This is a genomic window from Pseudoroseomonas sp. WGS1072, from assembly GCF_049340465.1.
GTDB lineage: Bacteria > Pseudomonadota > Alphaproteobacteria > Acetobacterales > Acetobacteraceae > Pseudoroseomonas.
On sequence record NZ_JBMPSU010000001.1, the window covers coordinates 846928 to 857500 of the forward strand.

7 protein-coding genes, 1 tRNA gene, 2 rRNA genes and 1 pseudogene (1 of these 11 cut by a window edge) are annotated in these 10573 nt (G+C 67.6%); 6 read left to right on the plus strand and 5 right to left on the minus strand.

Translation table 11 applies throughout. From position 1 onward, the window contains the following. Positions 1–2 precede the first annotated feature (2 nt). The 6 genes and pseudogenes from ACF3NH_RS04085 to ACF3NH_RS04110 all read left to right on the plus strand — a co-directional run bounded on the left by ACF3NH_RS04085 (position 3) and on the right by ACF3NH_RS04110 (position 4860). Complete coding sequence (locus ACF3NH_RS04085; RefSeq protein ID WP_422921946.1) at positions 3–941, plus strand: ABC transporter permease subunit; 939 nt, start codon at positions 3–5, stop codon at positions 939–941. Next, positions 938–1753 carry a nickel ABC transporter permease subunit NikC gene (nikC, locus tag ACF3NH_RS04090; RefSeq protein ID WP_422921947.1) on the plus strand — a complete coding sequence of 272 codons (816 nt, stop codon included), beginning with the start codon at positions 938–940 and terminating at the stop codon, positions 1751–1753. Before ACF3NH_RS04085 ends, nikC begins: the two co-directional genes overlap by 4 nt. Next, positions 1750–2511 (plus strand): ATP-binding cassette domain-containing protein, encoded by a 762-nt coding sequence (locus tag ACF3NH_RS04095; RefSeq protein WP_422921948.1) that lies wholly within the window; start codon positions 1750–1752, stop codon positions 2509–2511. Before nikC ends, ACF3NH_RS04095 begins: the two co-directional genes overlap by 4 nt. Next, the gene (locus ACF3NH_RS04100) at positions 2508–3329 is read left to right on the plus strand and encodes an ABC transporter ATP-binding protein (RefSeq protein ID WP_422921949.1); all 822 of its coding nucleotides are present in this window, start codon (positions 2508–2510) and stop codon (positions 3327–3329) included. The genes ACF3NH_RS04095 and ACF3NH_RS04100 overlap by 4 nt, the downstream gene beginning before the upstream one ends. A gap of 55 nt (positions 3330–3384) precedes the next feature. Further along, positions 3385–4182 carry a phosphodiesterase gene (locus ACF3NH_RS04105; RefSeq protein WP_422921950.1) on the plus strand — a complete coding sequence of 266 codons (798 nt, stop codon included), beginning with the start codon at positions 3385–3387 and terminating at the stop codon, positions 4180–4182. Positions 4183–4322: 140 nt separating this feature from the next. Then, positions 4323–4860, plus strand: a pseudogene (locus ACF3NH_RS04110) (transposase). A 111-nt stretch (positions 4861–4971) separates the two neighbouring features. On the opposite strand, the gene gyrB reads toward ACF3NH_RS04110, so the two are convergent. The 5 genes from gyrB to ACF3NH_RS04135 form a co-directional block, all read right to left on the minus strand. After that, positions 4972–7428, minus strand: coding sequence for a DNA topoisomerase (ATP-hydrolyzing) subunit B (gyrB, locus tag ACF3NH_RS04115; RefSeq protein ID WP_198365604.1), 2457 nt, complete (start codon positions 7426–7428; stop codon positions 4972–4974). A gap of 54 nt (positions 7429–7482) precedes the next feature. After that, on the minus strand, positions 7483–8607 hold the full coding sequence (gene recF, locus ACF3NH_RS04120) for a DNA replication/repair protein RecF (RefSeq protein ID WP_422924718.1): 1125 nt from the start codon (positions 8605–8607) through the stop codon (positions 7483–7485). Positions 8608–8717: 110 nt separating this feature from the next. Then, positions 8718–8794 (minus strand) — tRNA-Met (locus ACF3NH_RS04125). Between the two features lie 39 nt (positions 8795–8833). Continuing rightward, positions 8834–8948, minus strand: a 5S ribosomal RNA gene (rrf, locus tag ACF3NH_RS04130). Between the two features lie 112 nt (positions 8949–9060). Further along, positions 9061–10573: ribosomal RNA gene (locus tag ACF3NH_RS04135) — 23S ribosomal RNA — on the minus strand; it runs 1235 nt beyond the window's last position.

Here is a 10573-nt window from a genome sequence, read left to right on the forward strand (position 1 = left end):
GCGTGCTCGGCTTCGCCCTGCGGCGGCTGGCCACGCTGCTGCCGCTGCTGCTGATCGTCTCCTTCGGCTTCTTTGCCATGCTACGACTGGGGCGCGGCGACCCGGCGCTGGACTACCTGCGGCTGGCGCAGATCCCGCCCACCGATGCGGCGCTCGCCCTGGCGCGGCAGGAACTCGGCCTGGACCGTCCAGTGCCGCTGCAGTTCCTCCACTGGCTGGGCGACGCGCTGCGCGGCGACCTTGGCGCCTCCTGGTTCACCGGGCGGCCGGTGACGGAGGAGATCGCGCTCTTCCTGCCCGCCACCCTGCAATTGGCGGGCACGGCCATGCTGGTCACCATCCTGGCCGGGGTGCCGCTGGGCATCTGGGCGGCGATGAACCGCGACCGCTGGCCGGACCACCTGACACGGGCCATCACCTTCCTCGGCGTGTCGGTGCCGAACTTCTGGCTGGGCTTCCTGCTGGTGCTGCTCTTCGCCGTGACACTGGGCTGGCTGCCTGCCGTCGGCCGGGACGGCCCTTCCAGCATCATCCTTCCCGCGCTGGCCACGGCGGCCATGTCGGCCAGCGTCATGCTGCGGCTGGTGCGCGCCTCGGTGCTGGGCGTGCTGGGGGAGCCTCACCTGCGCTTCGCCCGCGCCCGTGGCCTGCCAGCCCGCACCCTGCTGGGTCGTCACATCGTGCTCAACGCCATGGTGCCGCCATTAACCGCGATCGGCCTGCATCTGGGCGAGTTGATGGGCGGCGCCATGGTGGTGGAAACCGTGTTCGGTTGGCCGGGCCTGGGCCGCTGGGCCTTGCTGGCCATCTCCAACCGCGACTACCCGGTGCTGCAAGGCTTCGTGGTGGTGATGACCACGGTGTTCGTGCTGTGCAACCTGCTGGTGGACCTGACCTATGCCTGGCTGGACCCGCGCATCCGGCTGGAGCGTGCGGCATGAAGCGGGTCTTTGTCCCCCTGGCTATAGCGCTGGTGGCGTTGATGCTGGGCGCCGCCCTCCTGGCGCCCTGGCTCGCGCCCCACGACCCCGCGATGACCGACCTGTCGCAGCGCCTGCGGCCGCCTTCCGCCGAGCACTGGCTGGGCACCGATCATCTGGGGCGCGACCTTCTATCGCGGCTGCTCTGGGGCGCGCGCGCCTCCTTCGCCGCCGTGGCGGCCATCCTGCTGCTGGTGCTGACACTGGGCTGCACGGTCGGCATGGTCGCGGGGCTGCTGGGCGGCGCGGTGGACGCCGTGCTGATGCGCATCTGCGACGCCTTCATGACCGTGCCCACACTGGTGCTGGCGCTGTTCATGATCGGCGCGCTGGGCACCGGGCTGACCAATGTGGTGGTGACCATCGCGCTGTCGCACTGGGCCTGGTACGCGCGGCTGGTGCGCGGCATCACGCTGTCGCTGCGCGGCAGGGATTACGTCACCGCGGCGCAAGTGGCGGGCCTGTCGCGCCTGGCGATCATGCGGCGGCACCTGCTTCCGGCACTCGCCGGGCCGCTGGCGGTGCTGGCCAGCCTCGACCTCGGGCACTGGATGCTGCATGTGGCGGGCCTGTCCTTCCTCGGCCTGGGGCTGGCGCCGCCGGCCGCCGAATGGGGCATCATGATCAACGACGCCCGGCCCTTCTTCCGCACCGCGCCCATGCTGGTGCTGCTGCCCGGCGCCGCCATCCTGTTGACCGTGGTGGGCTTCAATCTGCTGGGCGACGCCGTGCGGGACAGGCTGGACCCCGCCATGCCGGACCACGTGCATTGAGCGCGCGCAGCCTGTCAGTGGGCGGCCTGCACTTGGCCGCCGAAGGGCGCCTGCTGGTGCGGGGCGCGTCCTTCACGCTGCGGCGCGGCCGCGTGCTGGGGCTGGTCGGCACCAGCGGCAGCGGCAAGAGCCTGACGACCATGGCCATGCTCGACCTGCTGCCGCCCGGTGTACGGCAGGTGGCGGGCATGGTGGCGCTGGACAATGCGCCGGCCGACCGCGCGGCGCTGCGCGGCCGGACCGTCGGGCTGGTGCAGCAGGCGCCGCGCGGCGGCTTCAACCCGCTGGTGACAATTGGCCGCCACTTCGCGGAGACCCTGGCCTGCGACGGCGTCCGCGGCGCCGCGGCGCGCGACGCCATGCAGGGCCTGCTGCGAGAAGTCGGGTTCGATGATCCGGCCTCGGTCACCGGCCTGTACCCTTCGCAACTCAGCGGCGGCATGTTGCAGCGGGTGATGCTGGCCCTGGCGCTCTGCCGCGACCCCGACTTCCTGCTGGCCGACGAGCCGACCACCGACCTCGACCTCGTGGTGCAGGCGCAGCTGCTGGACCTGATGGAACGGCTGGTGGTGCGGCGCGGCCTGGGGCTGCTGCTGGTGACGCACGACTTCTCCGTCATCGCCCGGCTGGCGGACCAGGTCGTGGTGATGGATGCCGGGCGCATCGTGGAGCAGCAACCCGTGCACCGCCTCTTCGAGGACCCGGCCCATCCGCGCACCCAGGCCCTGATGGCCGCGCATCTGGCGCTCTACGCATGAGCCTGCTGGACCTCCGCGCCGTCTCCCACGGCTACCGCCAGGGCGGGCTGCTCTCGCGGCGCGGGGCGAAGCCGGTGTTGCGGGAGGCCTCCCTGCGCGTCGCGCCCGGCGAGTGCGTCGCGCTGCTGGGCCCGACCGGCTCGGGCAAGAGCACGCTGGGCCGTCTGGCGCTGGGGCTGGAGCGGCCCTGGGCGGGCGAGGTGCTGTTCGACGGCGCGCCGCTGCTGAACCGGCGCGGCCGCATGGCGCCCGGCACCCGCCGCGCCATCCAGGCGGTGTTCCAGGACCCGCACGGCGCCACCAGCCCGCGCCTGACGGCCTTCGAGGTGGTGGCGGAGCCGCTGTTTGCCGAGGGGCTGGATCGGTCCACCCTGCGCGACCGGGTGGCCGCGCTGCTGGAGGATGTCGGCCTCGACCCGGCGGCCATGGACCGGCTGGCGCATCGCCTGAGCGGCGGGCAGTTGCAGCGCCTCTGCATCGCCCGCGCCCTGGCGCCCGCGCCGCGCCTGGTACTGCTGGACGAGGCGGTGAACAGCCTGGACCTGGAAACCCAGGCGCGCGTGCTGGAGCTGCTGCGGAGCCTGCGGCGGCGAACCGGGATGGCCTACCTGTTTGTCACGCACGACCTGCGGCTGGTGAAAGGCTTCGCCGACCGCTGCTACGTCATGCAGGACGGCCAGTCGCTGGAGGTGGCGGATCCCTTCGGCCCCGGGCCGGTACCGCCTGCCATGGCAGCGTTGCGGGCGGCGATCCTGCCGGCCTGGCCCAATCCCCGATCGTCCCGGCAGCGTGCAACCACCGCGGCTGTCATCTCGTGACAGCTTGGTATCGGCTGAGAGGGTTCGGAGACGGCAGCCTACACTGGGGGCAAGGATGCTGATCGCCCAGATATCCGATCCTCACCTGCGGCCGCCCGGGATCCTCTACCAGGGCCTGGTGGACTCCAACGCGATGTTTGACGCGGCAGTCCGCCACCTGAACGCCCTTGATCCGGCTCCGGACCTCGTGCTGCTCAGCGGTGACCTGGTCGATGAGGGAACGGCCGAGGAATACGCCGCCGCCCGTCAGGCCCTCTCCGCCATCCGGAAGCCACTGCTTGCCATCCCTGGCAACCACGACCACCGCGAACGCTTCCGATGCTGCTTTCGCGACCGAGGGTATCTGCCATCCGAGGGACCGCTGCACTTCGCGCAGGGCGCCTTCGGGCCGGTGCGCATCCTGGGCCTCGACATTACCGTGCCCGGCGAGCACCACGGCGATATGACCGACGAGGCATGCGCCTGGCTTGCCGCAAGGCTCGCCGAGGAACCGTCACGGCCAACCCTGGTGATGATGCACCAGCCGCCCGTCGAGAGCGGCATCCCTTACATCGACAAATACAACTGCCGAGGCGGCGAACGCCTCGCCGACATCATCGCGCGCTACCCGAACGTGGAACGCATCCTCTGCGGGCACATCCATCGAGCGATGCAGTGCCGTTTCGCGGGAACGATGCTCGCGACGGCCCCGAGCACGACGACGGCGATCGCGTTGCGCCTTTCGCCCGACGCCGCACCTGGCTCCTTCCTTGAGCCTCCAGCGCTGCTGCTACACCAGTGGAAGGAAGGCCGTGGGCTGATCACCCACGTTTCGCCGATCGGCGCATTCTCAGGGCCGTGGCCTTTCTTTTGAGGGTACCCTGAACGATGTCCGAGTCGGGACACAGGCCAGCTCCGCCATCAATGGTCCCCTGGGACAACCTCATGAGGCATCAATGAGATGCCTAGAGTCTGTTATGGACCTGCGGCTGGGTAACGATCAGGCTGCGCGGCATGAGTGCCCGCAAGCCCTACCCCTCTGACGTTTCCGACGACGAATGGGCGTTGGTGGCGCCCTACCTGACATTGCTGTCCGAGGATGCTCAACAGCGTGAGCACGGCTTGCGCGAGGTGTTCAACGGTCTGGGCCGCGGTGTACCAGCAGGCCCAGCGCTGGTGGGCGGCGGGGTGTTTCGAGGCGCTGGCTGAGGATCTGCGCACGGTGCTATGGCTCGCCGCGGGGAGAAAGGCGCAGCCCAGTGCTGCCATTCTGGACAGCCGGACGCTGCGCTCCTCACCCGAAAGCGGAACCCGCGCCGGGTACGACGGTGCCAAGCGCAAGAAGGGCTCCAAGCTGCACCTGGCGGTCGACACGCTGGGGCATCTGCTGGCGTTGCACGTCACGCCCGCCAGTGTCGACGACCGGGCCGAGGTTGGGCGGCGCTTGGTAAGGGACTACGAGCGCTACGCCAGCACTCTTGCCGATCTCCACCTCGTCGCCTTCGCCTGCATCATGCTCAAGCAGGCCGCTCAACTCGCCGCAGGTCCATAACAGCCTCTAAAGAGGACGGAGGCCAAGAAGCAAAATCAACCACTTGGCACCCATTTAGTGCGAGCAATAGTCACTTTGTGCAGGTATTGCTGGACCGCGACAACAACTTCGCTACACGTCGAGATTCGCCACCTTCAGCGCATTGCCAACGATGAACTCGCGGCGCGGCTCGACGACATCGCCCATCAGGGTGGAGAAGACCTGCTCGGCATCCTCCACATCCTCGATCCTGACCTGCAGCAGGGTGCGCGCCGCGGGGTCGAGGGTGGTGCTCCAGAGCTGGTCCGGATTCATCTCGCCCAGTCCCTTGAAGCGCTGGATGGCCAGGCCCTTGCGGCCCTGGGCCAGGATGCGGTCCAACCCGGCCAGGGGGCCGCGCACCTCGATGGGCGCGCCGGATTCCAGCACCAGGCTGACCGGCTGGCTCCAGGCGCTGGCCAGCGCGCCGTGCCGTTCCGCCAGCCAGCGCGCCTCGGGCGAGCGGAGGGCGACGGCATCCAGCCGGTGCCGCTCCGCGACACCGCGCACAGTCCGGCCCATGACCAGCCCCTCGGCGCCGGTGGCGACCTTCCAGCCGCGTTCATTCGGCAAGGCCAGGGTGTCGAGGCGCGCCGCCAGGCCGGGGGCGGCGGCCAGCGCGCTGGCGGCATCCGTGGTCAGGGCGCCGGCGATGGCGGCCTGCTCGATCAGCTCCACCGGCTGGCTGCCGGCCAGCCGCCGGATGCGGCTGGCGATCTGGCGCATGCTCTCGACCACCTCGCGCAGCTCGTCCTCGCGCGCCTCGCGGCCATCGGCGAAGCGCAGGCTGGCGCCGTGCAGCGCCTTCTCGAGCAGGTAGTCCTCCAGCGCCCGGTCGTCCTTGAGGTAGCGCTCCTCCTGGCCGCGCTTGGCGCGGTAGAGCGGCGGCTGGGCGATGTAGAGATGGCCGCGGGCCAACAGTTCCGGCATCTGCCGGAAGAAGAAGGTCAGCAGCAGGGTGCGGATATGCGAGCCGTCCACATCGGCGTCGGTCATGATGACGATGCGGTGGTAGCGCAGCTTGTCGGCCGAGAAGCCGCCCCGTTCCACCGGCCCGGTGCCGATGCCGGTGCCGAGCGCGGTGATCAGCGTGCCGATCTCGGCGGAGGACAGCATCTTGTCGATGCGCGCGCGCTCGACATTCAGGATCTTGCCTTTCAGGGGCAGGATCGCCTGGAAGCGCCGGTCGCGGCCCTGCTTAGCGGAACCGCCGGCGGAATCACCCTCGACGAGGAAGATCTCGCACTTCGTCGGGTCCTTCTCCTGGCAATCGGCCAGCTTGCCGGGCAGGGTCGAGATATCGAGCGCGTTCTTGCGGCCGACCTTCTCGCGCGCGAGCTGCGCCGCCTTGCGCGCGGCGGCGGCCAGCACGACCTGGTCGAGCACCTGCCGCGCTTCCTTGGGATGCGTCTCGAACCAGTGCGAGAGGGCATCGGCGACGGCGGCATGCACCACCGGCTGCACCTCGGAGGAGACCAGCTTGTCCTTGGTCTGCGAGGAGAACTTCGGGTCCGGCACCTTGACCGAGATGACCGCGGTCAGCCCCTCACGCATGTCCTCGCCGGACAGCTCGACCTTCTCCTTCCTGGCCAGTTCCTCCGCGTACTTCATGACCACGCGGGTCAGGGCCTGACGGAAGCCGGCCTGATGCGTTCCGCCGTCACGCTGCGGGATATTGTTGGTGAAGCACAGCGCCACCTCGTGCGGGCTGCTGTTCCACCACAAGGCCATCTCGACCTGGATGCCGCCGCCCTCCTTGGCCCGGAGGCTGACCGGTGGGCGGAACAGCGGCTCCTTGCTGCGGTCGAGCCATTCGACGAAAGCCACGAGCCCGCCATCGAAGCGGAACACCGTCTCGCGCGGCGCCTCGCCGGCATCGACCAGGCGCTCGTCCCGCAGCGTGATGCCGAGGCCGGAATTCAGGAAGGCCAGTTCACGAAGGCGCTTTTCCAGCACGGCATAATCGTATTCCGTGCGGGTGAAGGTCCCGGCCGAAGGCTTGAAGGTGACGCGCGTGCCATTGCCGCGACTGGCCGGGCCCACAACCTTCAGCGGCTGCACCGTGTCGCCATGCTCGAAGCGGATGAAGTGCTCCTGCCCGTCGCGCCAGATCGTGACATCCATCCATTCGGACAGGGCGTTCACGACAGCGGCGCCGACGCCGTGCAGGCCGCCGGAAACCTTGTAGGAATTCTGGTTGAACTTGCCCCCGGCATGCAGGCGGGTCAGCACCACCTCGGCTGCCGAGACGCCCTCCTCGGCATGGATGTCGGTGGGAATGCCGCGGCCGTCATCGACGACGGTGACGGAGCCGTCGGCGTTCAGCACCACCGTGCAGGTGGTGGCGTAGCCGGCCTGCGCCTCGTCCACGGCGTTGTCGATGATCTCGAAAGCCATGTGATGCAGGCCGGAGCCGTCATCGGTGTCGCCGATATACATGCCGGGGCGCTTGCGGACCGCCTCCAGTCCGCGAAGCACGGTGATGGAGGCGCTGTCATAGGAATCCGCCGGCTCGGAGGCGGGGGACGGCGCGCGCGCAGACTCACTCATGCCGGCGGAAAACTCCTGAATCTGGCAGGCTGAAAGACAGGATTTTATAGCACCTTACGCCCGGGCCGGCACGGGTAAATCGGCGGCCGGCCGGAGCCCGTCCGGCATGGCCTCCAGCATCTGCGCCCGCCCCGCCAGGCTGGCGAAGGGGGCGGGCTCGGTGCCGGTGAGGAAGCATTGCGCCGGCAGGTCCACCAGGGCTTCGAACAGCGCCTGTCGCCGCGACGGATCCAGATGCGCCGCCACCTCGTCGAGCAGCAGAAGCGGCGCGAAGCCGCGATGCGCCGCCACCAGGGCCGCCTGGGCCAGCACGACGCTGACCAGCAGCGCTTTCTGCTCTCCGGTGGAACAGATCTCCGCAGGCAGGCCTCCGGGCTGCAGCAGCATGTGAAGGTCGGTGCGGTGCGCCCCCTGACGCGCGCCGCCGGCCGCGGCATCGCGCGGCCTGTCGGCCGCCAGACCCTCCCGCAAGGCATCTTCCACAGCCAGGGCGGGCTCGCGGTCCAGGGCCTCGGCAATGGGGCAGAGCAGTTCGAGACGGGCTGCGGGAAAGCCGCCGGCGATGCCGCCCCTCAGGGCCTCATTCAGCCGAAAAAGGGTGGCCCGCCGGGCGGCCACGGCGGCGACGGCGTGGCGCGCCATGCCGTCCTCCAGCGCGGCGAGCCAGCGCCTGTCCCGCCCCCCCTCGCTCAGGAGACGATTGCGTTGGCTCATGGCGGTATCATGGGCGGCGACGTCCCGTGCATGGCTTGGCTCCAACGCCCAGACCAGACGGTCGAGAAAGCGGCGACGGCCACTGGCGCCTTCCTGGAACAGTCGGTCCATCTGCGGCGTCAGCCAGAGCGCGGCGATATGCGCGGACAGTTCGGCCTGATTGCGCAGCGTGTTTCCGTCCAGCCGAAAGCTGCGGCGATCCTGGCCGGCCTCGCAGCCGGTCCCGACCACCAGGGGCCCCGCGAATCCCTCGAAGTGGCCCGCGACAGACCAGCCGCCCCCGGCATCGGCAGACCGTCGCGGAAGCTCCGCTGCCCTCGCCTGGCGCAGGCCGCGACCGGGGGCAAGGAGGCTGATCGCTTCCAGCAGGTTGGTCTTGCCCACGCCATTGGCGCCCGTGACAACGACGATGGGATCGGAGAAGCGCTGATCGAGTTCGGCGTAGCTGCGGAAATCATGCAGCATCAGGCGCGACAGGCGCAGCGGCGGAGAGGAATGCACAAACGGCTTTTAGCACCCGCTTCCAGAGGAAGGGAGTGCTGCGCACGATGTTCTGTTTCTGATTCAAGGGATGATGGATGCGGGGACAGGATTTGAACCTGTGACCTTCAGGTTATGAGCCTGACGAGCTACCGGGCTGCTCCACCCCGCGGTGGTGTGTGTGTGTCGAGTGATGAGTTCTGGCTGGGTGGCCCGGCGGCGACCTACTCTCCCGCGCCTTGAGGCGCAGTACCATGGGCGCTGGGGTGTTTCACGGCCGAGTTCGGGATGGGATCGGGTGTATCAACCCCGCGATAGCCACCGGGCCACCGAGCCAGAACTGTCATCACGGATGGTGTGGTGAGACTGATTGGTGATATCGGGTGTGTGAGTGCGGATTGGTGCTGCGTGCGGTGTGTTGTGCACACTGCGTGTGATGGGATGAGATCGTTCGGGTGATTAGGACCGCTCAGCTGCGCCTGTTACCAGGCTTCCACTTGCGGCCTATCGACGTGGTGGTCTTCCACGACCCTTGGGGAGACCTCGTTTAGAGGCTGGTTTCCCGCTTAGATGCCTTCAGCGGTTATCCGTTCCGTACTTAGCTACCCAGCGATGCTCCTGGCGGAACAACTGGTACACCAGAGGTACGTCCATCCCGGTCCTCTCGTACTAGGGACAGATCCTCGCAAGTCTCCAACACCCATGGCAGATAGGGACCGAACTGTCTCACGACGTTCTAAACCCAGCTCACGTACCGCTTTAATCGGCGAACAGCCGAACCCTTGGGACCTGCTCCAGCCCCGGGATGCGATGAGCCGACATCGAGGTGCCAAACCTCCCCGTCGATGTGGACTCTTGGGGGAGATCAGCCTGTTATCCCTAGAGTACCTTTTATCCGTTGAGCGATGGCCCTTCCACGCGGGACCACCGGATCACTAAGGCCGACTTTCGTCTCTGTTCGCGCTGTCGCGCTCACAGTCAGGCGGGCTTATGCCTTTGCACTCAACAGCCGATGTCCGACCGGCTTGAGCCCACCATCGCGCGCCTCCGTTACCATTTGGGAGGCGACCGCCCCAGTCAAACTGCCCACCACGCAGGGTCCCGGCCCCAGCTAATGGGGCTCGGTTAGACACCAGAAAGGCGCAGGGTGGTATTTCAAGGATGGCTCCGCCGAAGCTGGCGCCCCGGTTTCATAGCCTCCCACCTATCCTACACAGCCCCTTCCTGGTGCCACTGCGAAGTTGCAGTAAAGGTTCATAGGGTCTTTCCGTCTGACCACGGGTACCCCGCATCTTCACGGGGAATTCAATTTCGCTGAGCCCATGCTGGAGACAGTGGGGAGGTCGTTACGCCATTCGTGCAGGTCGGAACTTACCCGACAAGGAATTTCGCTACCTTAGGACCGTTATAGTTACGGCCGCCGTTTACCGGGGCTTCGATTCAAGGCTTGCACCTCTCCTCTTAACCTTCCGGCACCGGGCAGGCGTCAGACCCTATACGTCATCTTTCGATTTCGCAGAGCCCTGTGTTTTTACTAAACAGTCGCCACCCCCTGGTCTGTGCCACCCCACACTGGTTGCCCAATGAGGGGTCTCGCTTATCCCGAAGTTACGCGAGCAATTTGCCTAGTTCCTTCAGCATGGTTCTCTCAAGCGCCTCGGTATACTCAACCAGTCCACCTGTGTCGGTTTCGGGTACGGTCTATATGTCAGAGCTATTTCCTGGAGTGATCCAGCAGCCCGTCCAATCCGATAAGGACGAACAACGTTTCACACTCGTCACTTCTGACAGGCCCAGGAATATTCACCTGGTTTCCATCGGCTACGGCTGTCGCCCTCGCCTTAGGGGCCGGCTCACCCTGCGCGGATTGGCCTTGCGCAGGAACCCTTGGACTTTCGGCGGGAGAGGTTCTCACTCTCCTTGTCGCTACTCATGTCCGCATTCGCACTTC